Below are 25,421 nucleotides of genomic sequence, written 5' to 3'. Positions count from 1 at the left end.
CTGTTGGCGGCGCGCGGCGGCGCCATGCGAGGGTGGGCAGGGACGTCGGCGATGGCCGCCGACGGTGTGGCAGCCGCATTCCGCGGCGGTAAGGAGCACCCATGCGCGATACCTACACCTTCGATTCCGAGGCGTTTCTGGCGACGCTCGCCGCGCTGTCCTCACGCTTCGAACAGGTCGTCGCATCGTCGGCGCTGTCGTTCGACGGCATCGACGACGACGCCAACCCGATCCAGCATCCGGAACATCGTTGTGACGGCCTTGCGAAGATCGCCGACGTCGCTGCGGCGGGCACGGCGGCCGCTGCGGGCGACGTCGTCGGCGCCGACGGCCAATCGCGCGATGAACGCGGCGGCGTGCGCGAACGGATGCGCAACAGCGAAGGAAAGGTGGATTCGCGCATCCTCGAGCTCGCGGCGGAACTGTTCGGCGGCACCTGCTGGGCGTCGCTGATCGGCGTCGCATCGCTCGCCTTCGACGACGCCGTCGTCGACACGGCGCGCGCGTTCATGATGCAGGCGGCGCGCTGCGTGCGGCGCAACGGACTGGCCGTCTGGCTGCACGGCCTCATCGCCGATGCGTCGTCGGCGAAACTGCTCGGCAAGCCGAGTCCGATGATGCCGATGACGATCCGTCCGATGAGCCGCATCCAGATGCACCGTTGGGTCAGTTCCGACGCGGCGCACCACTACGGCACGCGCAAGCAGCGTCTCGAGGACATCGACGAATACCGCAAGCAGGCATATCGGCTCACCGCGTACTGCCTGCTGCGCTGGGGTACGCCGATCGACGAATGCAACAACATCGCGTCGCTGATGCTGTCCGACCCGAAGTTCGGCGTCAGTCTGCTGCGTCAGGACCCGAATCTGCTGCTGCAGGGCGTCGCCCCCGACCGTCGCATGGGCCGTGTGCTCGCCTATGTGCGGCATCTGCGCGTGCAGGCCGACATCTACTATGCGCGCGCCGTGCAGCGGCACTGGGATCTGCCGCAGCTCGACCCGGCCAACCACACCGAGGCGACGGCGGCGATGGACCGGCGGTATCTGTACGACGCGCACCGGCTCGTCGTCTCCTACCGCGCATTGTGGGACCGCGACGTGCCGAAGGCCGACGCCGTGCTCGCCGAGGTCATGCAGACGCAGGAGTATCCGCGCATGAAGCTGTGGGAGAATCCGGTGTATCTGCGCGACGTGGCGCGTTCGCTCGTCGGGACGTCATTGTCCGCCGACCTCGTCGAAGGCTTCGAGACGCGCGACGTGCAGCGTTTCGAAGCGGGCGTCGCACGCCTGCGCACCGTGGCGAAGATGGTCGACACGATGACGCTGCTGCTGATGCCGATCGCGTTGTCCGACTCGCACGAGCCGCAATGGGCGCAGATGAACCGCGGCGGCTACCGTTCGCGCACGCAGGCGTGGCGGCTGTACTGCGACGTCGGCGCAGACCTCGCGCTCGTCGTGCTGGACCGCATCGACCGCGGCGACGACCGCTACCGCGCCGATGCCGCCGCCGCGCTGATGCAGCTCGACGTGCAGGCTTACTGCGAGATGACGATTCCACTGTTCCAACCGCAGGACGTCGGCGATGCGAAGCCGGATGAGGATGTGCGGGCCGGCGGTGACGTGCGGAAGCATGGTGATGCGCGAAACGGCGGCACGCGAAACGACGTTGCGCCGCCGGACGCCGTAACCGCGCGGATGGATGGCGGTGCCGAAGTCGCCGAAGGTGCGATGGCTCACGTGGCAATCGAGACGGCAATCGGTGAGGTCGCGGCTGCGCATCCGGCCGACGAACGCGAACGGGTGGACGTCGTCGCCTGACATCCACCCGTCCGATGTGCCACTGTGCGCGCTATTGCCTGCGTCGCAAACGTTCGTGCCGCGCCATGCCGCGGACGCGCATCACTCGCAGGCGATGCCGTCGCCGTCGCGGTCGAGCTTCGGCGCATAGCCGGGGTCGCTGCGGTGCAGCGGCGCCTTGCCGGCGGCGCGCACGGCCGCGCAGTTCTTGTAATAGACGTTCTCGTCCTGCTGCGCCGGCGCGGGTGTGGGCTCTTGCGTCTGCGCCGGCGCGGGTGCCGGTTCCTGGGTCTGTGCCGGTTCCGGCGACTCCTGCACCTCAATCGGCGTGACGACGCCGCCATCGGTCGGCACCTGCTGCGTCGGGCAGCTCGACAGCACGTTCTTCATCGCGTCATGCTCGCCCTGCGTCACCCACAGATCGTACTTCTTCTTGACGCCGATCTGACGTGCGACGTATTCGCAGCGGAACGACTTGTTCGCCGGCAGCCACGTCGCCGCGTCGCCGTCGCTCTTCTGCTGGTTGGCCGGGCCGTCCACGGCGAGCAGATTGTACGGGTCGTTCGCGAACTGCGTGCGCGTCGCCTCGCTCAGCTGTTGCGCACCGGTCTGCCACGCGTTGCTCAGCGCGACGACATGGTCGATCTGCACGGCCGTGCTCGTGTCCTGGCCGCGCGTGAAATCTATGCGCTTGCCGGTGTACGGATCGTTGAGCACGCCGGTGGCGACGACGCAGTCATGCGTGTTCGCCTTGTAGGTCTTGTCGGACATGTCGCGGTTGAGGATGTCATTGCGCGTGTCGCAGCCGTTATGATCGACGTCGCTCCATGCCGGGCCGAACTGGTCGCGCGCATAGCCGGTCTTCGGCGCGCGGCCCTTGACCGGCAGCTGCTCGAGCACATCGAGGGCGCTGCCCTCAGGCACCTTGAGATCCGGCTCCTTGCTCACCTGCGCGGACGGCTTCTCATCGGACGAACCGTCGTCGGAGACGGACTGGTTACGCTTCGTCTCGCTCGACGACGCCGAACTCGACGCCTCGGCGGAGGACGGCGTCGATCCCGAACACGCGCCGAGCGACAGCAGCAGGCCCGCGCTCGCGAGCAGCGCGATGGTTTTACGGAATGCGTCGGCGGACATGGGTGTTCCCTTCTGATTCATTTGATTCAACGTATGCTGATATGGATCCGGCCGCGCTCGCCGCGGTGGCCTGATCCGCGAATATGCTACCGGTGCCAGTGTAGAAGACGTATCAGTATGTGAGGCGAGGACGTCCACGTTCTCCATCGATTGTTCACAGGGGGAGTGGGAGCGGGTGGCGTGGCTGTGCGGTCAGGTTCGTAGACGCGGCTGACGGTTCGGGACGCAAACAGGCCGATTGGCGGGTGGGTTCGTAGGGCGCGCCGACGGACCAGGACGCAGCGGGTGGGTTCGTCGAAGGTGCCGACGGATCGGGACGGAAATGGGCTGATTGGCGGGCGGGTTCGTCGGCGGTGCCGACGGATTGGGCCGCCCCGCTGTCGCAGCAATCGTCGGGGTTGTAGAATCGTCGCAACGAATCAGCGAGGAGATAGGGAAACGGGGAGGGCAATGGTGTTTCAGCATCAGGCATTGCTGCGGCCGGCGATCTACGGCGTCGCCGTCGGCGACGCGCTGGGTGTGCCGTACGAGTTCATGGCGCGCGGCGGCTTCCGCTGCACGGATATGGTCGGCTATGGCTCGCATCGGCAGCCGGCGGGCACATGGTCAGACGACACGAGCATGACGTTGGCGACCGTCGATTCGCTGCGGCAGAACGACGGCCGGGTCGATGTGGACGATATGCGCCGCCGCTTCGTCATGTGGCTGTGTGACGGCATGTACGCAATCGACGGCAACGTGTTCGACTGCGGCATCACCGTGCGCGAGGCGCTGCGGCGGGGCGTCGGGCGTGACGGCGAACGCAGCAACGGCAACGGTTCGCTGATGCGCATCCTGCCACTCGCGTTCACCGATGCCACCGACGACGAGGTGCGCGCCGTCTCCGCGATCACGCATGCGCATGCGACGAGCATGGACGCGTGCGTCGCCTATGTGCATGCCGCGCGCGCCCTGCTCAACGGCGCCGATCCGCGCGAGGCGGCGTCAACGGCCGGATATGCGGATATTTGGGAACAGCCGGTTTCGGCGATTCGTTCGACCGGCTATGTGCTGCATACGCTGCCTGCGGCCCTGTGGTGCCTGACGACGACCGGCAGCTACGCCGACTGTGTGCGTGCGGCCGTCAATCTGGGTGAAGACACCGATACGACAGCCGCCGTCGCAGGAGGGCTGGCCGCGATACAGTATCATGGCGGCTCTGGCGACGTGTCGCGGGATTGGCTTGAGCGGCTGCGCGGCAGGGAGATCATCGAATCCGTGCTGCCGGCGTGAGAGGTGCGGGTGCAGGCTCGGGCGTGTGGCGGCCTGTTCCGCGGGGTAGGTTCGTCGCCCCCGTCGACGTTTCGGCCCACAACCTGGTTGCTCCGCGGGCCGGATTGTCGGCCATGTCGACGAACCGACCCGGAATCCGGCCGTTTTACGGGTAGATTCGTCGACTCCATCGGCGGATCGCCCCGTAGCGGGTCAGTTCGTCGGGCCAGTCGACGATTCGCCCCGGAATTCGGCTGTTCCACGGGGCGGATTGTCGGCCGTGTCGACGAACCGACCCGGAAACAGGCTGTTTTGTGGGTCGGCTCGTCGACGCCGTCGACGGAGCGGGGAGGGTTGCGTTCCGGAAATGGGGGTTGAAACGACTGAGAGGCGCAGTTCGGGTTGAACTGCGCCCCTCAGTCATGCAACCTGGTCGTCGGGCCGGAACCACATGGATTCTGGCTGCCTTACTTGGCGAGCTGGTTGTCCAGGCGGTGCAGGAAGGCGGCCATGTCCTGGCGGACGACCGGGCTCATGCCACGGAACTCGCGTGCGTTGCCGACCTTCCAGCCCTCGGAGATGCCCGAGCCGGCCAGCCATGCGATGTCGTCGGCATGTGGCGTCTTGCCCGGATCGGTGAACTTCACGTCACGGAAGTCATACTTCGGCGTCACGCCGCCGTCCTTCTTGCCCAGCTTGGCCAAGCGGCGCAGGAACGCGGCCATGTCCTGGCGTACGACCGGGCTCATGCCACGGAACGTGGACGATCCGTCCTTCTCCTTCCAGCCGGTGGAGATGCCGGCGTGGGCGAGCCACAGGATGTCCTCGGCGTGCGGCGTGCCACGGTTGACGTCCTTGAACGTGTTCCAATCAGCGTTGGTCGGCTTCCACGTCTTCGCGTCGCCGATGCCGCGCTTGACCGCCTCGCGACGCAGGAACGCCGCCATGTCCTGACGCACGACCGCGCTCATGCCACGGAACTCGTACCTGCCGTCGGCCATCTTCCAACCGGTCGAGATCCCGTTGTCCGCCAACCACTGGATGTCCTCATGATGCGGCGTCGACGACGACACATCACGGAACGTGATCTTGACAGGCGTCGTCTTCGCGGTCCAATGCGCATACAACGTCAGATCGCCGGTGACTGGCTTCGAGAAGTCATATTTGGTGCCGCCGTCCTTCGCCGTGTACCAGCCGTCGAAGGTATAGCCCTCACGCGTCGGCGCATCCGGCGCGCTGACCGTCTCTCCGGAGACGACCGAGATCACCGTATTGCCGGATCCCCCATTCGTATCGAACGCAACCGTGAACGACGGCACCTCAAACTGTACGCGCACGCCCAGCGGCATCTGCGCGTCGCTGAAATGATAATCATAGGTGACGAGGCCATCGGTGCTTGTCGGCGTCAGCACGGTGCCCTGAAGCGTACCGCCCTGCACATCCGAGATGCGCGATACGTCAATGCCGGGCGCAGCCTTCGCCAGATCCAGCGAAGCGTCGGTTATGGGGCCGAACTGCTGGTTGGAGAAATCCGAGAATTGAACGGATTTCGCGACGTCGCCGAGCCACAGCAACCGATTGTTGTCGAGATACAAATCGATGAGGTTGGTGTTATGACGCAGATCCACGGATGTCAGTTGATTATTGCTGAGACTCAAATAATTGAGCGCGGTGTTATGGCTGAGATCGATGGAAGTCAGCCGATTATTTGGCAAACTCAATGATTCGAGCACAGTGTTATGGCTGAGATCGATGGAAGTCAATGGATTGGCTTCCATGCTCAATGATTTGAGCGCGGCGTTCTGGCTGAGATCGACCGACAATACGGAGTTATTGTCGATGTCCAGATAATCAAGCTTAGGGGTGCCTTCCAGATTCACATGGGTGAGCTGATTGTTGTGGAGATCCAATGTGGCGAGTGCCGCATGATTGCTCACATCCACAGTGGTGAGCTGGTTGCCGTCGGCATACAGATCGTAGAGCGCGGGATTGTGGCTGATGTCGATGGACGTGAATTGATTGTCGGACAGCGTTAAATAAGCGAGTGCGGGATTGTGACTGAGATCGATGGATTTCAGCTGGTTATCACTGACGAAGAGGCGTTCAAGCTGGGGGTTGTGGCTGACATCCAAGGACGTCAGTTGATTGCCGCCGAGATCCAGATCGGTCAAACTGGGAAAGTATTCGATGCCGGCGGCGGATGTGATGTTTCCGCATGTGTCGTCGTAGTAGCAGCCGCCTTCGATCTTCCATATGCTGTGCAGCTCGTCCGAGCTGAGTACCCCATCGTTATCCGAATCTTGTTGCTGAACCAATGCACGGAACGCCGGGTCGGGGAAGTGCGCGGCGTCGAGGGGGACGCTGGTTTCTGCTGCGATGCCGGTCGTGCAGGGGATCATCATCAGCGCCGATGCCAATGCGACGCCGAGGGCACGTCGGGCGACGCGCGGTAGTTTGGTGGTATTCATACCGATATCCCTTCTCTTCTGTCGTTGTCTGAAGAGGAATTTCATACATCGAAATTCCGTGGAGGGCGCATTGTCTTCTCCTTTGCGCTCATCGTAACAGGACCGCGAGGGAAAGGCAAAATATTGATATTCCGTCGACGCCATACTTGTCCGCGACATGCGGTTGACAAAGAATATCGATTGTCTACACGATTGATATCGTGATTCTTCGATGGGGATGAACCATGGGAACAATGCAAAGAAGAGAGAGGAACAACTATGTCCGGTGGAACAAGGAAGGGGCTGCGCTGGATCAGCGCGCCACTGGCCGCGGCGATGCTGTGCACGATGATGCCGGCCACGGCCCAGGCGACCGACGTCGAAGGCTGGGAGCCGCAATTCGAAATCAGCGGGCAGCCGGCGATGCATGAGCGCTCGCAGCAGACGCAGCCGGATATGGATGCGCTGCGTGAACAGGTCGACGAACTGAACCGGTCGCGCAGTCAGGACGCCGCCTACTACAATCTGAACGTGGAGCTCGGCGAAGGCGTCATCGGCATCGCGCTCGTGCAGCTGCAGCAGGACGCCGTGTACGCACAGGCCCGGCAGAGCCTGCGCAAATGGCGTGAGGACGCCTACAACGACTCGCGCGTCAAGTTCCGCAACGACCGCGGCAACTACGTGACCGTGCAGCAGTGGTTGCGTGAGAAGAACATGAGCAAGGAGACCTACCTCTCCCCGAAGTGGGACAACACGCTGGAGCGCATCGCCGTGCAGCGCGCGCTGGAATCGGCGTATACGCTGAACCATCTGCGCACCGGCAACGATTCCAATATCTGGAGCGCGACCGTCGACGGCAAGGGCTCCTACGGCGAAGTGCTCGCGTGGCGGTGGAATACGAACTTCTCCGCGGCCTTCGACCAGTGGATGGGCGAGAAATCGGATTACATCCGCTACACCAGCGGTGAAGACGTCGACGCAAACGGCTACGGGCACTATATGAGCATCATCGATCCGAGCTCGGGCAACATGGGCTTCGCGATGATCAACGGAGTGGCTGCCGGCGAAATCAACGGCGGCAACGGCGACACGACGCCGCTGAAGCTCAAGGGCAGCTACATGCTGACGATGCCGGTGAGCGACGACGTCGCGCGGAACGCGCAGTTCGACGGGCTGCCGAGCCACTTCGCCGTGGGCAAGACGACACCGGTGACGCTGTGGGCCAGCAGGGGCTCGTGGAATCCGCAGGGCGCCTACTATGCTCCGAGCGATGTGCTCATCATGGGCGCCTGGACCTCCGAGAACACCAACGTGATCACGGCGAGCGGCTACGAGCTCACAGCCGCCGGCCCGGGCACTGCGCATGTCGTGTTCGATTCCACCGCCGGACGCAACTGGTCCGGCGATCTCACCGTCTATCGTTTCACTGACGTGTCTGCGTCGGCGCCGCATGAGACCGATATCAACTGGCTGGCGGATTCGGGCATCACCAAGGGCTACGCCAACGGCGACGGCACGACGCGCTTCGAAGGCATGACGCGCGTCTACCGTCAGGATATGGCCGCGTTCCTGCGCCGTGAGGCGGTCAAGCGCAACATCGGCGACGCCAAGACGTGGAAGCCGTCGGCGGCCGACTGGGCGACGTTCCGGGACGTCAACCACGGCACGCCGCACGCCGAGGACATCCTGTGGCTGGCCCACGCCGGCATCTCGACCGGTTGGAAGGAGGTGGATGGTACGAGCACGTTCCGTGGCATGAGTCCGGTTGTGCGTCAGGACATGGCCGCTTTTCTGCGCCGTCTCGCCAAGTTGGGCGGCAAGGACGGCGGTGTGGCGCCGAAGTATGATTTCCGTGACGTGCGTTTCGCCGATCCGGGCAAGACGCCGCATGCCGACGATATCGCGTGGCTGGCCGGTTCGGGCATCTCCGAAGGCTGGAAGGTCGGCAACGCACGCGAGTTCCGTGGCATGAGCGCGGTCGTGCGCCAGGATATGGCCGCCTTCCTCCACCGGCTCGACAACCAGCTCGCCAAGTAAGGTGGGCGGCATTCCGGGCACGGATTGATGGGGCGTCCCCTCGCGTGGTTCGCGACGCGAGGGGACGCCCCAACCATGTCCGGCCCCCAGATATGGCCCATAAGCGTCCCGATCCGTCGACGCAGTCGGCAAGCCAACCCTCAAACTGGCTAGTTTCCGTCCCGTTCCGTCGACGTGGTCGCCGAACCGGGACGCGGACGGCCCGCTGAGCGTCCCGATCCGTCGGCATGACGGAGGAACGCACCCGCTATGTCCCGGATCGTCGGCGCCGTCGACGACCCGGGACGTAAACTGGCTGTTGAGCGTGACGGACCGTCGACCCGTCCGATGAATCGGCCCGTTACGTCCCGAATCATCTGCGGAGTCGACGGACCCACCCGCACCTCCGCCGACCGGCCCGGCCGGCCCTCCACGGCGACCGCTTACCGCGCCTCGTACAGCGGCGCCACCTGCCGGCGGATCTGGTTGCGGTACATGAACCGCACGTCGGGGTCGGTGAAACCCGGTCCCGGCGCGGGGATGTCCCGCTGGCCAATGTACGTCTGCGTCCACCTCGAGCCCATGCGCAGCACGGCGGCGTGCTTGACGTCGTAGTAGCCTTCCTGCACCGAGATGAACGACCCCGAGCATCCGCGCGCCGCGGCGAGCAGATGCGGATGGTAGCGCGTCGACAGCCAGCGCTGCCCGGGCTGCGCCGGGAATCCGCGTTCGAGCAGATCCTGCAGCGGATACAGCCACGGCTCCCACCCATGCGAAGCGAGCATATGCATCGCGTCCTGCGAGTCGTAGGGGATGCATTCGACGACGCCGATGCGTTCGCCCTGCGGGACGTCCCACGCTTCGAGCACGGCGACCATATGCCCGAGCAGCGCCTTCGGGTCGTCGACCAGATCGAGCTGCATGCACACCATCGTCTGCGGCAGCGGCGCGTCGTCGGGCAGATAGACGCCGTCCAACGCGTTGACGAAGCAGTCGTCGGGCGCGAGCGTCGTCGTCCGGTGTTCCGGGTCGATCGCGTCGCGGCTCGGCACGTCACGGCATGAGAACGCCGTGATATCGCGTGCAATCGCCGCCACATAGGCGCGGTCGCGCTCATCGAGCGGTTCGAGACCGACGCCGCTGACGACGGCCGGCATGCCGTGCCTTTGTGCCCACTGCGCGGCGCTCAGGCGTGCGAGATTCGCGTTCCAGAAGCTGCGCATGTAGCCGCCGCCGATGATGTGCAGATCCTGCGTGCGCTCGTTGAGCAGCCGTATGCCGGCGGCGTAGCGCGCCGCGTAGCCTTCGTCGTCGAGCGCCTGCGTCATCTCGTCGCCGATCGCCGTGACCGGAATCGACTCGATCGGCGTCGACGTGCGTTCGTCGTCGGGCAGCGCTTTGAACAGCCGTTCGCGATCGACGATGCACAGCTGCGCGATTGTGTCGACGACGGTGAGCTTCGGGTGCAGCCCGTAGAGGATCGCGGCAGCCGGCCCCGCGCATAGGCAGTCGAAGATCACTGGAACCTCGGGGTCGACTTCGGCGAGATATTTCACCCATTCGCGCGCGATGAGTTCGTCGCCGTAGTTCGGGAAGCCGGCTTCGCCGATCAGATAGTGTGCGCGCGACCGCCGCGCCAGTTCCGCATCCGACGGCGGCGTGATGCCGTTGTGCCGGTTGTACATCCGCGTGACGCCGTTCCAGAACGTGCGTTTCGCATCCGCCCAAGGGTGCAAGCCGGTGCCGCTCATGTCGACTCCTTATTTATTCCATCTGACTTACTGTGCCGTGTGCTTCTGCGCCGGCGTCGTCGCGCCCGCATGCTCATGCGCGCGCTGTTCGGCGGCGCCCGCCTCGGCCTCCTGCTCGCTGATCGGCGTGATCGACAGCGCACGGTTGTTGATCAGCGCGTAGTTCGTGTTGCGTGGGTCGCGGATCACGAAGGTGCACGCGTTGTCGTCCAACGCGACGGCGACGGCGTCGGTCATCGCGTCGTCGCCGGGGATCGGCGTGCGCAGCGACGTGATCAGCCGGAACTCGCCGTTGTTGAACAGGTCGAGCGGCATCTCGAAGTACACGGTGTGGTGGCCGGGCTTCGTCAGATGCATCCGCGGATTGCGTGCGCCGGTGTCGAAGGTGATGCCGCCGCGGCGGATGTCGTGCAATGCGATCGCCAGATAGAAGTCGTCGGTCTCGTCGAAATCGTATTCGACGGCGAAGCGGAAGACGTCGTCGCTCGTCAGCATCAGCGGCGAGACGCCGTAGGTGCGCAGCAGCGGGCAGCGTTCGTTGAGGCCGTTCGGATACTCCTCACGGCCGTGCGCGCGCGCCTCCTGCTGCTTGCGTTCGTTCTCCTCCTGCGCGGCCTCGAGATTCGCGAGCGTGTAGCTTTCCGACACCGTCTCGCGATCGCCGATCGCGGCGACCTCGCCGTCCTGGATGAACATCGCGCGCGTGCAGTAGCGTTTGACGGCGCTCATGTCATGCGTGACGAGGATGACGGTCTTCGTCGGGTCCTGCCGCACCTTCGTGAAGTAGTCGTCGCATTTGCGTTGGAACGCCTCGTCGCCCACCGCGAGCACCTCGTCGAGCACGAGGATGTCGCCCTGCGCCTTGATCGCCACCGAGAACGCGAGACGCACCTGCATGCCGCTCGAATAGTTCTTGAGCTTCTGGTCCATGAAGTCCTCGAGCTCGGCGAATTCGACGATGTCGTCGTACATCGCGTCGACCTCCTCGGGAGTGAAGCCGAGCAGCGCGCCGTTGAGATAGACGTTTTCGCGGCCGGTGAGCTCCGGGTTGAAGCCGACGCCGAGTTCGATGAACGGCACGAGCTTGCCTTCCACATGCACCGAGCCGCTGTTCGGATAGTAGATCTGCGAGATGATCTTGAGCAGCGTCGACTTGCCGCCGCCGTTGCGGCCGACGATGCCGAAGAACTCGCCGCGGTGCACCTGGAACGTCACGTCCTTGAGCACCTGCTGCTTCTTGTAGCCCTTGATGCCTTTCGTCCAGTTGATGAACGCCTGCTTGAGGCCGGTGGCCTGCTCGGTCGGCAGTTTGAACCATTTCTCGACGTGGTTCACGTCGAGCACGACCGGCTGCTCCATGTAGTTGTCGATCGTGACGACCTGCGCGGCTTCGTCGGCCGCGGCGTCGTGCTGTTCGATTGCCTGCGTCAATTACATCACCTCCGCGAATCGACGGCTGTTCTTGCGGAAGACCCACACGCCGAACCACAGCAGCAGCGCGGTGACCGCGACCGGGATCAGCTTCACCCACCATGAGCCGAAGGTGTTCCAGACCGTCGGCTGCGTCGCCGGCGCGATGAAGTTGTGGCGGATGTCCTGGATCGTCTGCGCGATCGGGTTCATCAGCTCGAGATTGGCGATCGTGCTGTATTCGGGATGGTTCTTCGTGATGAAGCTCAACGGGTAGATGATAGGCATCGCGTAGAAGATGATCTGCTGCAGCACCTCCCAGATGTGCAGCACGTCGCGGTAGAACACGTAGAAGGTCGACAGCATCAGCGCGAGCGCGAGCGCGATGATGTACAGTTCGAGCACGTTGAGCGGCAGCCACAGCACGCGCCACGTGAATTCGACGCGCATGAAGATCGCGAAGATGAGCACGACGACGTAGTTGATGGCGAGCGAGATCAATGAGCCGATCGATGCGGAGACGACGACGATGTAGTTCGGGAAGTGCACTTTGCGCAGCAGGTCGCCGCGGTCGACGATCGAGCGCAGGCCGATGCCCACCGTCTCGGTGACGAACTGCCATGAGCTGATGCCGAGCAGCAGCACGACCGGGAAGGTCGGCGTGCCGTCGGTCATGCGCATGAACTTCGCGAACACGACGTACATGACGGCGAACAGCATCAGCGGCTTGAGCACCGACCACGCCACGCCGAGGAACGATCCCTGGTAGCGCATCTTGAAATCGGTCTTCACCAGGCCGCGCAACACGGTCATGGCGTATCCGTAGCGGTCCTTCAACCGTTGCTTCAACGTATTCACTCGCACCTTCTTCGTTTCGGGTCCAGTCGCTTCATTGTAGCCGTGCCACGGCGCCAGCGTATGCGACCATCATAGGAGGCCGCCTCGGCAGCGGCGGTCCACCCTCGGCGGATCGGCGCCTTTTTCGCTGCACGGACTATGCTGAAGCGTGATTGAAGGCTGCAAACGACCAAGTGACGACTAGCAAGTGAGGACCCATGTCATCGATTCGATTCGCGAACGTGTTGCTGGAGACGAAGCCGCGTGCGCTGAGCTATCCCACGATGTATTACCACACCGACCAGCTGCTGACGCCGGATCCGCGCACCGGCGACTGGACGATCGCGGGCGCCGGCACCGTCGATTTCACGACGTACTTCAACGCGCTGTCCGTGCTCAAGCTGCTCAAGTACACGCGAGCGACGGCGTTCCGCCTGCACATCGACGTCAGGAGCGCGAAGCCGGCCACGGTGACGCAGACGCGCGCCGAGCGTCTGTCGATGCAGCCGCAGCTCGTCGAATCGGTCACGGCCAACGTGCCCGGCGACAACAAGTGGCATGAGGTGACGCTCGACATCACTGTCGACCCGACGACCGTCATCGCCGGATTCCAGATCGCGACGCAGGCGAAGACGACGATCCGCAACGGCTGGTACGAGGTCGAGTTCGACGGCGATCCGCGCGACGTCGAACTGGCGATCGCGACGACGACGTTCCGCAAGGAGAAGTTCATCGAACGCAACATCGAGCTCGTGAAGACCGAGCTGCTCGGCTCCGACCATGATATCGCCAAGCATCTGACGATGCATGTCATCGACAACGGCAGCACGCTCGACGCGGCGGCGCTGAGCGACGAACATGTGACGGTCACGCCGAACGAGAACGTCGGCGGCGCCGGCGGCTTCGCGCGCGGCATGATCGAGTCGCTCGAGCAGTCGACGCCGGCGACGCATGTGCTGCTGATGGACGACGACGTCGAAGTCTCGCCGGAAAGCATCCTGCGCACCTACAACCTGCTGCGCATCGTCAATGACGAATACGCCGAGGCCTTCGTCTCCGGCGCGATGCTCAACATCGAGGACACGCAGGACCAGAAGGAGGACACCGGCTTCATCTCGACGTACGACGGCTCGTGCGTGCCGGCGAAGCCGCCGCTGCAGGTGACGAAGTTCGTCGACGTCGTGTACAACGAGTGCTACGACGAGCAGCTGAGCGTGCCCGCGGACGCGCACCGCTACGCCGCGTGGTGGTACTGCGTGATCCCGACGGCCGTCATCGAGCGCAACGGCCTGCCGCTGCCGGTCTTCGTGCGCTTCGACGACGTCGAGTACGGCATCCGCTGCAATCCGAAGTTCATGACGATGAACGGCATCTGCGTGTGGCATGCGAAGTTCGACATCCGCTACAACGCCGGCGTCGAACGCTACCAGACGATCCGCAACCAGATGATCGGGCAGATGACGACCGGCCTCGTGCCCGATACGAAGACGATGCTGCACAGCCTGCACCATATGGTCGATCTCGAGTGCCGCAAGTTCAACTACACCGACGCCGAGCTCGCGCTGCAGGGCTTCGAGGACTTCCTCAAGGGGCCGAAGTTCATCATGCAGCCGGTCGCGCAGGAATGCTTCATGCGCGCGAACCGCGAGAAGGAGCAGCTTGTGTCCTTCGACGAGCTGCGCGCGCAGGCGCGCCAGCTCGGCATCGACGATTTCGATCCGGACATGCTCACCCGTCAGGTCATCGACTTCGACGAGCCGCGCACGCTCAAGCAGCGCGCCTTCGATTTCCTGACGCACAACGGCCAGCGTTTCGGGGCCGGGACGCTCGCCGCCAGGAAACTCGAAGGCGACGCGGCGGCCGACCATGTCGAATACACGGTCATTCCGAGCGCCGGATGGCTGTATCCGGCCGGCATGATCCACAACGAGAACATTATCGTCGCGATCGACTGGGCGACGCGCAAGGGCGTCATCCGCGTCAAGGACGTCAAGCGCTACCAGGAGGTGCAGAAGCGCTACAAGCGCGATCTGGCCTACTACAAGAAGCACGCCGACCGCCTGTCGCGTGAGTATCTGGCGGCGGCCCCGCGGATGGAATCGGTCGAGTTCTGGAAGGCCTATCTGCAGATGGACTGAGTCTCCGGGGCGCAGCGCTCACAGGAGGATGACCACATCTGCCGGCGGAATCCCTGTACTCGTGAGCGGAGCGCCGATCCGTGGGTGGAGAGCTCCCCATCTGGCTCAGGCCCTTTCGCGCTGCGGTACGCTACGGAGCCCCTCACCGTACCGGAGTGCGTGAAATTCCGCACTCCGGTACGGTGAGGGGCTCCGTAGCGTACCGCAGCGCGAAAAGGGTGGGCGCGCGCGGCGTGGGGTGGTGCCGGGAGACAGAAGGGCGTACCGCACTGTGGTATTTTATGCACTCCGGTACGGTGAGGGGTGCGGTTCATACCGCAGTGCGGGGGGGCAAGATGGGGCAATATAGGTCAAAAGGGTTATAGGCCAAAAAGTGTGTCTGGAATCGTGCCTCAGGCCCTGAGTGGCTATACTCGGGTGCTCGACAACGCCGAAGGCGGGAACCTGTGATCAGGTTCTCGCCTTGCTTGCGAGCGGAGGATGCGAGATTCGAACTCGCGAGGCTGTTACACCAACACGCTTTCCAAGCGTGCGCCATAGGCCACTAGGCGAATCCTCCATCGTTCGATGCCATACTAAAGCGGTATGACATGCAACTTGCCTAGGATATATCATCTTGGCTCATGTATGCAAGTCCGGTGTGTCGTGTGGCCGGGGATTGTGAGCGGTGCCGCGATTGGTCGCTCGATTTCGCCGCAAGATCACGTCCCAGGATGAACCGGTGTACTGAATGTGCCATCATGCATGATAGGAATTTGCGTACACGATGACGCCGTGGATATGTGGCGGCGATTTGATGGATCACGAGGATGGGAACTTACCTGAGTCGATCACATATCAGGTAATATTGTATTGATGTTTGAATATGTATTGTTCTGATTTGACAATCCTCGCGGGGGGGGGGGGGTACGCTTTTTTACTGCCTGAAACCATTGGGGGAGTTTGCACGATGGCTTTGGAGTGGTGGGTCACTAATAGAGGAACAATGAGATGAGGAGACATATCCCGTGGAAATGGGGACGTGGGCCGATTGGGTGAGTGCGATTGGAGGACTCCTGGCGGTTATCGCCGCGGTCATTTCATGGAAGGTAAGCGATCTGCGCTGCAGGTGCAGCAGGATCAGAACGAACGTGAAAAAGAGGAGCAGCGGCTCGACATGGTTCGTCGCCGTCGCGAACAGGCCTCGCTCGTCGTGGCGTTTGGCGCGAAGCTGCCTGAGCGTGGCGATGACGAGGTATGGAGCCTGTTCCTCTACAACGGTGCGGAGCGTCCGGTGTTCGACGTCGTTGTCGAAAGCCAGCATCTGAAAGGCGGCGCGAAGAACTACAAGCTTGAGCTGGGCATTCTGCCTCCCGGCACGTACGTCGTCCCGTCGCATCCGAAATACCATTGGGGTTCGCTCATCAACCTCGACCACACTGATGAGCGCGTGGAGTATCTCGTCAAGGGTGAAGGCATGAAGATGGTCACGTCGATCAGCTTCGTCGACGCCGAGGGCACCCATTGGATCAAGGAAGGCCGCGAACTTCGCGAGCTGCCTGCGGGTGAGTGACCGGCGCGTGGCGTCTGCCGTGCTTGGCTCTGCATGGTGTTGTTGGAGCGCCGGACGGCGCTCCAACAACACCGACCATTATCAATAACGCAATATAGCAAATAGAAAGAGAGGGAACACCGATGAGCAGGATAAGGAAGTCCGGTCGTGGCATCGCGGTGTTGTCCGCCATCGGGTTGTCGTTGGGGTTGTTTGTGCCGTCGCCGGCGATGGCGGCGGTGCAGTCGCCGTTCCGTGATGTGGATCTGACGACGCCGCATCTTGATGACATCCGCTGGCTTGCGGATGCGGGCATCAGCACCGGTTGGCCGTTGGGTGATGGCACGAGCGTGTTCCGTGGCATGAGCACGGTTGTGCGTCAGGACATGGCCGCGTTCCTGCGGCGTGAGGCGAAGCGGTTCGATATTGCGAACGCGAAGGCGTATACGCCGTCGCAGACGGATTGGCGTCGGTTCAAGGATGTCAACCGCAGCACGCCGCATGCCGAGGACATTCTGTGGCTTGCATCCACAGGTATCACGACCGGGTACGCGGATGGCACGTTCCGTGGTATGACGCCGGTCTATAGGCAGGATATGGCTGCTTTTCTCAAGCGGCTTGCCGATAAAAGCGGCAAGGACCTGTCCTATGTGACGCCGAAGACGGATTTCACGGACGTGTCCTCGCGTACCCCGCATGTGTCCGAGGTGCAGTGGCTTGGCGGTTCGGGAATCAGCCAAGGCTATAAGAACGCGGACGGATCATGGCGTTTCGGCGGTATGACGCCGGTGTATCGTCAGGATATGGCAGCGTTCATCCATCGGCTGGACAATCACATTAACTGTGAGGCGAAGGTTACACCCGTCGTCGTGCAGGAAGCATGGGACGAACAGGTTGTGGATACACCTGCATGGGATGAAGTAATTCCGGCGGTGACCAAGGTTGTGCATCATGATGCAGTAACTCGTGAAGAACCTGTGTACGAGATGCAAACTGTACCTTGTGTTGTCTTTACTGATGGATATAAACTTCCGTATTCTACATTTATGTCCATGTCAGCCAAAGAACAATTTGCACTTGGTATGGCACATGGCACATGGACTGCATACGATGACACCATTCAGGTCCAAGTCGGCACCAAAACAGTCGTCGTCACTCCCGCATGGGATGAAACCGTGGTCATCACTCCGGAACAAACCGTGCATCACGAGGCGACATACAAAACCGTCCATCACGATGCAGTTATCGAAAACCGTACCGAATTCTCTAACTGCAGAATTTGATAACGAGGGTTGGTGATCAACCCTTTTGGGACGAGGCCTCCACCTTTAGGCGGAGGCCTCAAAATTGTTGTCGTAGTTATCCACATTTCTCCGTAGGATGTGGATAACTACGGCCATAGCCGACCGACCTATCGAACATCAGGAATGGGGACCTCATCCATGGCACAACACTCCCATCGCAGAGCGGCCTCGTTCGCCGCGTGCATCCTCGCGGGCGCATTGACATTGACCGGGACATCTGCCGGTGTCTCGGCCGCCTACGCCGACGATCCGGCCGCCGCTGACACCGTGCGGACGATGCCGACGGACACCGGCGCAGGCGCGGCCGCCACGCCGCAGATGGAGGTGCCCGACGAGGACGTGCCGCCGAATCCGGAACATATGTGGAACAACGCCGATACCTCGCAGGACCCGGGTGCGGGGGACGGCACGGCGCCGCAGTCCGGTTCGCGACTGCGCCGTGCCGCGCCGCAGGCGCAGTGGGGCTGGGGGACGACCGGTCCGAACAACGCCTATAAGACCTTCCGCCAGTCGGACGGCACGGTGATGAACCCGGTACTCAAGGTGATCGACGTCTCCGAGCATCAGGGGAGCATCGATTGGAACAAGGTAAAGAACTCGGGCATCGACGGCGTCATCCTGCGCATCGGCTACGGCTACGGCTATGAGGACGCCCGGTTCGCCCAGTATCTCGCGCAGGTGCGCGCACTGAAGATCCCCTTCGGCATCTACCACTACAGCTACGCCTACGACACCGACTTCGCCCTTGAGGAAGGCAGATGGACGGTGGAACTGCTGCGCAAGTACGGGGTCACCGACAACGCGTTCCCGATCTTCTACGACCTAGAGCAGGATGATTGGGGCGGCCATAAGATGCCGACGGCGGCCTCGCAATACGAGCGCATCGCGCGCACTTACTTCGGTGAACTGTCCACGGCCGGTTACCGGGACGTGTACATCTACAGCTATCTCAACAACATGAACACGCGGCTCAACACCACATGGCTGCAGGCGCGCACGAAGTGGATCGCCCAGTACAACACGGAACTCGACTACGAGTTCCCCAACTACAACGGCACGCGTGGATGGCAGTACACGTCCAAGGCCTCGGTGTCCGGCATCGGCGGCGTCGTGGACATGAGCGTCTTCGATCGGTCGCTGTACCGTGACGTGACGTTCCGCACCCCGCATTATGACGATGTCGTATGGCTGTCGCAATACGGCGTGACGACCGGTTTCCCCGACGGCACCTTCCGTGGCATGAGCGCAGTCGTGCGCCAGGACATGGCCGCGTTCCTGCGCCGTGTGGCCGCGAACCGCAACATCGGCGACGCCAAGACGTGGAAGCCGGGCACCGACGACTGGAAGACCTTCACCGATGTGAACAGCCAGACGCCGCATGCCGAGGACATCCTGTGGCTCGCGCACGCCGGCATCGCCGACGGCTACGCCAACGCCGACGGCACGCAACGCTACGGAGGCATGACGACCGTCTACCGTCAGGATATGGCCGCGTTCCTCAAGCGGCTCGCCGATCTGGCCGGCAAGTCGGGCGGCGTGACGCCGCGCACCGATTTCACCGATGTGCATGCGGACACGCCACATGCCGCGGAGATCCAATGGCTCGGCGGCGCGCGCATCACCGACGGCTACCGCAACGCGAACGGCTCATGGCGCTTCGAAGGCATGACGACCGTCTACCGTCAGGACATGGCCGCGTTCCTGCACCGTCTGGACAACCGTCTCGCCTGAGCCGGTGAACGACGACGACAAAGAACGCGGACGGCGACGGGGTAGTGATCCCCGTCGCCGTCCGCGTTCGTCTGTGCGTACATCCGCGCACTCAGCCGCGGAAGATCCGCTCCCACATCGCGACGCTGCCGAGATCGGCGGCCTTGTAGTCGGCGGCCAGCTGGTCCCAACGCTTGAAGAACTCCTTGGACAGGAACAGGCCGCGTTTGAACTGCTTGCGGAACAATGCGTTGTCGCGGCGGCACCAGGCGGCCGAGTTGCCGTCCGCCGACGTCACGAGCACCGACGACGCGCCGCGGAACGCGCGCCATGTGGCGTCCTTCGCCGTGATCGCGCGCTGCGGACGCTTGTCCGCCGTGCCGTTGCGCCTCGTCGTCAGCGATTCGAAGACGGCGCGGAAGCATTCCTGCTGCACCTGCCGCTTGCTTTTCGGCTTGCCGTGCGGCTCGTATTCGACGGCCGCTTCGGGGAAGTCGGTGAGGTTCGCGCGCGTATCGGTGTCACTGAAGCCGCGGCGCGCCTCGCGTGCCGTGGCCAACGCCGTCGGCAGCGCATCGATCATGTACTGCGGTCCGCGCATGACGTCGCGCATCGCCAGATGCCGCAGTTTGACGCCGGAGTAGACGAGCCGCAGCCCCAGGTTCGCGTCGCCGTAGGCCATCTGGTACATCATCTGCCACGTCGGACGGTCGATGTGCAGCAGCGCGCAGACCCAGCGGTTGCGGTTGTTGAAATACTCTTCCCAGGAACGTCCAGGATCCTTGTCATGCCAGGCCTGATGCCATACCGCGACTCCCGGCAGGCTCACCGTGGCGTAGCCGTGCTCCTTGGCGCGCAGGCCGTATTCGATGTCGTCGAATTTGATGAAGGCCGGCATCGACAGGCCGATCTCCTCCATGACTGCGGTCGGGACCAGACACAGCCACCAGCCGTTGAAATCGGCGTCGAAACGGCGGTGCAGCTTCGGGCAGTCGCGCAGCGGGAACTGCGCGTAGTCATGGTTGTATTCGGCGCCGACGCACGGGAACATGCGCACTTCGTTCTTGTCGAAACGCTCGCCCTGCGCATACATGACGGTGCGGTTGTCGAGATGCAGCATGCCTCCGCCGACGATCGTCGGCGTCGAGCAGTAGTCGGCGAACTGCACGGCGCGGATGACCGATTCCGGCTCGCTGATCGCGTCGTCGTCGAGCAGCATCGTGTAGGCGGCGCGTCCGGCCTTGAGCGTTTCGAACATGCCGCGCGAGAAGCCGCCGGAGCCGCCGAGGTTCGCCTGCCGGATATAGGTGAGCTGGTCGCCGAGCGCGGCGCTCACGTCGGCGAATCCCGGCTGGTCGCAGACATGGTCGGTGCCCTGGTCGGTGCAGTAGATCGTGTCGAGACGCGCGCGCACGTTGCCGTCGGCGGCGATCGCGCGCAGCTGGCGCAGGCAGTAGGGGGCGCGGTTGAACGTCGCGATCGCGATCGAGAACGGTCGCGTCCCGGCTTCGCGGCGAGCCGACTTCGGCACCGCCCACTGCGCGTCGGCGACGTGCAGGTCGGCGTCGATGTCCGCCTTCGCGTCGAACCAGAAGAAGCCGCCGTCGAGCAGGCCGTCCATCGCGATGTCGACGCTGACCGTCGTCGCCTTGTCCGGTGCCTCGACTGGGATCTCGCGTACCGGGTGGATCAGGCCGCGGCCGGTGGAGCGCATCAGCTGCAGCATGCCGGCACCGCGCACTTCGGCGGTGAAGCGGACCGTGTCCACCTTCGTCCAACGGCGCCAGTAGCTCGCCGGGAACGCGTTGAAATACGTGCAGAACGACGCATGATGGCCCTTATGGACGGTGACGGCGGTGCGGCCGTCGACCGAGAACACCTGCGACGATGTGTCGGCGGGCGTGCGCCGGTTCGCGTTGAGCAGCCGTCGCAGCTCCGCCTCGTTCATCGCGTCGAAGTCGAGCGAATAGAAATCGGCGAACGCGTTGACGACGTCGTCGCTGAGCGCCGGCCGCGTCCACGCGATCGCGTACAGCGGCATCGTCATGTCCGCGTCGGTCGTCGGGAACACGACGCGGTCGACGGTCTCCCAATCGCGTTCGTCGTGCCGGTCGTCGTGCTGTGGTGAAAGTGTCACTGCCATACCCGCCCATAGTAGTAGGGGAGGCGGCCGTCGGCGGCGCGCGGACTTCGCCGTGCGCCGCCGGCATGCTCATCGCTTCGGCAGATCCATGAATCCCATGCCGCGCAGATAGTTCCTGCCCATCATCATGTCGTACTGCACGACGCGGTAGTCGTTGAGCAGCTGCTTCGCCTTCTTCGAGAAGTGCTTCGGATCCATCTCCTTGCCTTCGGCGTCGAGATAGGTGATCGACGCGTCGGCCGACCATGTGCCGCCGTTCGTCACGGCGCGCGACAATGCAGGTATCTCCTTGTGCAGCTCGGTGAGCAGCGCGAGATATGGCGAGACGCGCGCGTTGAGCTGCTGCGCCGTCTGCGCCATGAAATAGTTCGACGACGAATACGCCGCGTCCGCCGCCGGCAGTTGCACGTCGCGCGCCGCCGACGCCTTGTTCGACCAGATGAAGTAGTCCGTCTCGTGCAGGGCGAGGCTGTTCTTCGGGTCGTCGACGGCCGTCGTGTAGATGCCGGGCAGATGGTCGCCGTAGAAGACGACGGTGATCGGCTTATCGATCATGTCGAGCTCGTCGAGGAACTGCCGCGTCGCCTCGTCGGTGCGCTGCAGGCCCTTCGCGTAGTTGGCGATGACGCCCTTCTCGCCGTCCGGCACCTCCGATTCGTTCGCGGCGAAGAACTCGTTCTCGTCGCCGTAGATGCCCGGATACGGCGCATGGTTCTGCATCGTGACGAGTTCGATGAACTGCGCTGGCTTGTCCGCGGACGCGTTCTTCTTCACTTCGTCGACGACGTTGCGGTACGCCTGCTCGTCGGTGACGTTGCCCGACTTGCCGCTCTTGCCCTCGTAGGTGCCGGCGTATTTGATCTTCGGGTTGCTGTCGAGCGTGTACAGATGCGAGAAGCCGAACTTCCTGTAGTTCGCGTTGCGCAGATAGAAGCGTTGCAGGAACGGGTGGAAGGCGACCGAGCAGGAGTCGGAGCCGCAGGCGTCGTTCCACATCTGGTTGAAGGAGAACACCTCCGGACGCGTCGGCAGCAGCTGCTGGTACGGCGAGAGCAGCGACCCGTTGAAGTTGGCCATCGACAGGCCGGTCATCTGCTGGAACTCGATGTTCGCGGTGCCGCCGCCGTAGCCGGGCGACAGCATCAGGCCGCTCGTCGTCGTGTCGCCGAGCGCACGCACGTTCGGCATCGGGTCGACGTTGAAATGGACGCCGGGGACGCGGTTCGGGTCGGAGAAGGTCTCCGAGAGCACGTTGATGACGGTCGTGTCGGTCAACGTCGCGTCGCGTTCGGCGTTGATCGCCTTCGCCTGCTTCGCATAGCGGTCGTTGATCGTCCTCATCATCGCCTCGTCGTAGCCGGGTTCCTCCTCCATCGCCTTGACGCGCGTGAGCGACAGGAAGGTCGTCGCGGCGCCGTTCGCGCGCGCGTCGTCGCCGACGTTCCAGATGATCGGCGAGTAGCCGATCTCATTGACGAACTCACGAATCGACGAATGCGCCGACGACAGTCCGCCGGCGTAGCTGACGATCAGCCAGATGCTCAACACCGGCGCGGCGACGCGGCAGATGTTGCCGAAGACGTTCTTCATGTTCCTGATCGGATGAAGCCATGAACAGTGGATGAACGCGCGCCGGCGGTCGAGGAACTGCAGCACGATGCAGACGACGACGAACCAGACGATCAGCGGCACGCCATGGTCGATGATTGGACGATACTCGTCGGTGACGAAGGACGCGACGTTGTCGCCACCGCCACCGCCGCCGAGGAAACCCAGGTCGGAAGGCAGGATTGGCTCGGTGCGCATCGCGTACTTGATCTTGCAGGCGAAGGCGTAGACGCCGGCGAGCGCGCCGAAGACGGCGGTGCCGACCCAGAAGCGGTTGATGACGGTCACGCATACGAGATAGGCCATCGCGAGCGCGAAGAAGTTGAGGATGCCGGCCGTCGACGACAGGCTGTGGTACGAGCTGTCGAGGATCTGGCGGAAGAACGAATGCTCGAGCTGCGGATCGTACATGTGCTTCGTGTCGATGCTCCACAGCAGCATCATGTCGGCGACGAGCACAAGCGAGAACATGACGCACAGATACGCGCCGTACGAGAACTTCGGACGCTTGTTCCAGACCTGATAGAACTTCGTGTCGGTGAAGCGCTTCCACTGCCGCTTGACCGTCCTGATCGGATGGAAGCCGCCTCGTGCGGATCCATCGTCGGTGGAGGCGGCATCGGCGGATTCATCGGACTTGTCGGACCTGTCGGAGCCGTCGTGTGCGGAGTCTTCGGCGTCCTTCGCGGACGTGTCACCCTTGGCATCGGCGTCCGCGACGACGTCCTTGGAATCGTCGTGCTTTGCGGCCGCGTCGGCTTGCTCGGACTGTTCGTCCGCGTCGTCGTCGGCGTTCGCCTCCGAGGCCTCATCGTTCGCGTCGTCGTCCGGCGTTTCGGCGTCGACGATCGTCACCTCTTCGACATCGTCGTCTGCGGCGTTCGCTTCATCGTCGGCGGCGTCTTCGGCGTCCAGATCGATGATCTCGACGTCGACGGCATCGCTTGCGGCGGCATCCTTGACGTCGCCGCCGGTGTCGGCGTCGCGATCGTCGTCGTCAATACGACGGCTCGTCGATTTCGGCTGTTCGGAATCGCGCATCGTGCTGGGCCTTTCTGAACAAGATCGCAACAGCGAGGACACTGCATGCGGCACAACGGTAACGGGGAACGGCATCCGGGACATACGGCGCGGCGGATCGTACGGCGTCGCACGGGCGCCGCGTTCCCGATTCATGACAGGCCATTGTAACGTCGCCGCCTGATTACTCCGGCCATATTCCGCCGACCCGCATGCGCCGGCCGCCGCACATGCGGGCGGCCCGGCGGTATATCGATGCGCCCATATAATGGCGGCTATGCAATATTCAGTGACCGCGATCGTCGTCTCCCACAACCGCGTGCAGCTGCTCGGGGAATGCCTCGACGGCATCCTCGGACAGACGCGCCGCCCCGACCGCATCATCATCGTCGACAACGCGAGCACCGACGGCGCGCGTCAGGTCGCCCGCGACTTCGCCGACCATTCGCCGATCAGGACAGAGGTCGTCGCGCTGCCGCGCAACGTCGGCGGCGCCGGCGGTTTCTGCGCGGGCATCGCCGTCGCGGCCGGCAAAGGGCGCCACGACTACAGACCGACGCCCGGCGTCGTCGAATACCTGTGGCTGATGGACGACGACACGGTGCCGACGCCGAACGCGCTCGCCGCGCTGCTCGACGCCTCCGACCTGTGCATCGAGACGAACGGATGCGTGCCGACCGTTCTCGGCTCGAAGGCCGTGTGGGTCGATGGCCGCGAACACCGGATGAACCGGCCGCGTCCGCGCGCCGCGCTCGCGAAGGGCGCGCGACGCATGCGCGGCGGCGCATTCCAGGTGCGTTCGCTCTCCTTCGTCTCCTGCCTGATCAACGTCGGCGCCGTGCGCGGCCTGCACCGGCTGCCGATCAGCGCGTTCTTCCTGTGGAACGACGATTTCGAATACACAAGCGCGCTGCTGCGCAACGGCGTCGGCTACTACGTGCCGACGAGCGAGGTCGTCCACAAGACGAAGAAATTCGGTTCGTCCGACGCCGACCCCGGCGCGCGTTTCTACAACGAGGTGCGCAACAAGATCTGGATGTTCCGATTCTGCGGCGGCGACTTCACGCCCGCCGGCAGGCTTACGCTGCTGCTGAAGACGGCGCGCCGCTGGGCCTTCACCTGGCTGCGCGCCGGCGACCGTGCGCAGATCACGCAGTGCCTGCGTGACGGATGGCGTGACGGCTGGGCGACGCGCCCCGAATCGAATCTCGCGATCTTCGCCGGCGCCTATCCGCCGATTGCGACCTACATCGGCTGGATCGAGGACTGAACGACGACTTCGCGATTGCGCTCACGACGTCGCGAGCGCAATCGCGAAGTCA

15 protein-coding genes and 1 tRNA gene are annotated in these 25,421 nt (G+C 63.5%); 8 read left to right on the top strand and 8 right to left on the bottom strand.

The window, feature by feature from the left end:
• Nucleotides 1-101: 101 nt before the first annotated feature.
• Nucleotides 102-1,817, top strand: a complete 1,716-nt coding sequence (locus BcFMB_RS01810; RefSeq protein WP_099720887.1) for a hypothetical protein — start codon at nucleotides 102-104, stop codon at nucleotides 1,815-1,817.
• 81 nt (nucleotides 1,818-1,898) lie between these two features.
• Here BcFMB_RS01810 and BcFMB_RS01805 read toward each other — a convergent pair whose 3' ends face one another.
• Nucleotides 1,899-2,954 carry a GmrSD restriction endonuclease domain-containing protein gene (locus tag BcFMB_RS01805; protein WP_232513843.1) on the bottom strand — a complete coding sequence of 352 codons (1,056 nt, stop codon included), beginning with the start codon at nucleotides 2,952-2,954 and terminating at the stop codon, nucleotides 1,899-1,901.
• A 429-nt stretch (nucleotides 2,955-3,383) separates the two neighbouring features.
• Between BcFMB_RS01805 and BcFMB_RS01800 the strand changes: the two genes are divergently transcribed.
• Complete coding sequence (locus BcFMB_RS01800) at nucleotides 3,384-4,205, top strand: ADP-ribosylglycohydrolase family protein (protein WP_099720885.1); 822 nt, start codon at nucleotides 3,384-3,386, stop codon at nucleotides 4,203-4,205.
• A 446-nt stretch (nucleotides 4,206-4,651) separates the two neighbouring features.
• Here the strand turns inward: BcFMB_RS01800 and BcFMB_RS09690 are convergent, their stop codons facing one another.
• Nucleotides 4,652-6,652, bottom strand: coding sequence for an InlB B-repeat-containing protein (locus BcFMB_RS09690; RefSeq protein ID WP_232513842.1), 2,001 nt, complete (start codon nucleotides 6,650-6,652; stop codon nucleotides 4,652-4,654).
• A 258-nt stretch (nucleotides 6,653-6,910) separates the two neighbouring features.
• Between BcFMB_RS09690 and BcFMB_RS01785 the strand changes: the two genes are divergently transcribed.
• Nucleotides 6,911-8,668: an S-layer homology domain-containing protein gene (locus tag BcFMB_RS01785; protein ID WP_099720883.1), complete on the top strand. Its 1,758-nt coding sequence runs from the start codon at nucleotides 6,911-6,913 to the stop codon at nucleotides 8,666-8,668.
• A 422-nt stretch (nucleotides 8,669-9,090) separates the two neighbouring features.
• On the opposite strand, the gene BcFMB_RS01780 is transcribed toward BcFMB_RS01785, so the two are convergent.
• The 3 genes from BcFMB_RS01780 to BcFMB_RS01770 form a co-directional block, all read right to left on the bottom strand.
• Entirely contained in the window at nucleotides 9,091-10,398 is a 1,308-nt protein-coding gene (locus tag BcFMB_RS01780) for a polysaccharide pyruvyl transferase family protein (RefSeq protein WP_099720882.1), read from the bottom strand.
• A 27-nt stretch (nucleotides 10,399-10,425) separates the two neighbouring features.
• Nucleotides 10,426-11,757: an ABC transporter ATP-binding protein gene (locus BcFMB_RS01775; RefSeq protein ID WP_099721686.1), complete on the bottom strand. Its 1,332-nt coding sequence runs from the start codon at nucleotides 11,755-11,757 to the stop codon at nucleotides 10,426-10,428.
• Between the two features lie 72 nt (nucleotides 11,758-11,829).
• On the bottom strand, nucleotides 11,830-12,666 hold the full coding sequence (locus BcFMB_RS01770) for an ABC transporter permease (RefSeq protein WP_335617952.1): 837 nt from the start codon (nucleotides 12,664-12,666) through the stop codon (nucleotides 11,830-11,832).
• Between the two features lie 197 nt (nucleotides 12,667-12,863).
• Here BcFMB_RS01770 and BcFMB_RS01765 point away from each other — a divergent pair, with 197 nt between their 5' ends.
• Nucleotides 12,864-14,783, top strand: a complete 1,920-nt coding sequence (locus tag BcFMB_RS01765; protein ID WP_099720881.1) for a glycosyltransferase family protein — start codon at nucleotides 12,864-12,866, stop codon at nucleotides 14,781-14,783.
• Between the two features lie 474 nt (nucleotides 14,784-15,257).
• On the opposite strand, the gene BcFMB_RS01760 is transcribed toward BcFMB_RS01765, so the two are convergent.
• Nucleotides 15,258-15,342: transfer RNA gene (locus BcFMB_RS01760), tRNA-Ser, on the bottom strand.
• A 522-nt stretch (nucleotides 15,343-15,864) separates the two neighbouring features.
• Between BcFMB_RS01760 and BcFMB_RS01755 the strand changes: the two genes are divergently transcribed.
• The 3 genes from BcFMB_RS01755 to BcFMB_RS01745 all read left to right on the top strand — a co-directional run bounded on the left by BcFMB_RS01755 (nucleotide 15,865) and on the right by BcFMB_RS01745 (nucleotide 19,349).
• Entirely contained in the window at nucleotides 15,865-16,335 is a 471-nt protein-coding gene (locus BcFMB_RS01755) for a hypothetical protein (RefSeq protein WP_157775021.1), read from the top strand.
• Between the two features lie 122 nt (nucleotides 16,336-16,457).
• Nucleotides 16,458-17,597, top strand: coding sequence for an S-layer homology domain-containing protein (locus BcFMB_RS01750; protein WP_099720879.1), 1,140 nt, complete (start codon nucleotides 16,458-16,460; stop codon nucleotides 17,595-17,597).
• A 159-nt stretch (nucleotides 17,598-17,756) separates the two neighbouring features.
• Nucleotides 17,757-19,349 (top strand): glycoside hydrolase family 25 protein, encoded by a 1,593-nt coding sequence (locus BcFMB_RS01745; RefSeq protein ID WP_198405430.1) that lies wholly within the window; start codon nucleotides 17,757-17,759, stop codon nucleotides 19,347-19,349.
• A gap of 91 nt (nucleotides 19,350-19,440) precedes the next feature.
• On the opposite strand, the gene BcFMB_RS01740 is transcribed toward BcFMB_RS01745, so the two are convergent.
• Both BcFMB_RS01740 and BcFMB_RS01735 read right to left on the bottom strand, forming a co-directional pair.
• A complete protein-coding gene (locus BcFMB_RS01740; RefSeq protein WP_232513841.1) occupies nucleotides 19,441-21,471 on the bottom strand; it encodes a glycosyltransferase in 2,031 nt (676 codons plus the stop codon).
• Nucleotides 21,472-21,540: 69 nt separating this feature from the next.
• Nucleotides 21,541-24,120 (bottom strand): LTA synthase family protein, encoded by a 2,580-nt coding sequence (locus BcFMB_RS01735; RefSeq protein WP_099720877.1) that lies wholly within the window; start codon nucleotides 24,118-24,120, stop codon nucleotides 21,541-21,543.
• Nucleotides 24,121-24,376: 256 nt separating this feature from the next.
• Here BcFMB_RS01735 and BcFMB_RS01730 point away from each other — a divergent pair, with 256 nt between their 5' ends.
• Nucleotides 24,377-25,369, top strand: a complete 993-nt coding sequence (locus BcFMB_RS01730; RefSeq protein ID WP_099720876.1) for a glycosyltransferase — start codon at nucleotides 24,377-24,379, stop codon at nucleotides 25,367-25,369.
• The last annotated feature ends 52 nt before the right edge of the window (nucleotides 25,370-25,421 follow it).

The sequence above is a fragment of the Bifidobacterium choerinum genome, from assembly GCF_002761235.1.
In the GTDB taxonomy this organism is placed as follows: domain Bacteria; phylum Actinomycetota; class Actinomycetes; order Actinomycetales; family Bifidobacteriaceae; genus Bifidobacterium; species Bifidobacterium choerinum.
Note: the sequence above shows the minus strand (reverse complement) of the source record. Positions and strands in the feature narration are given on the sequence as shown.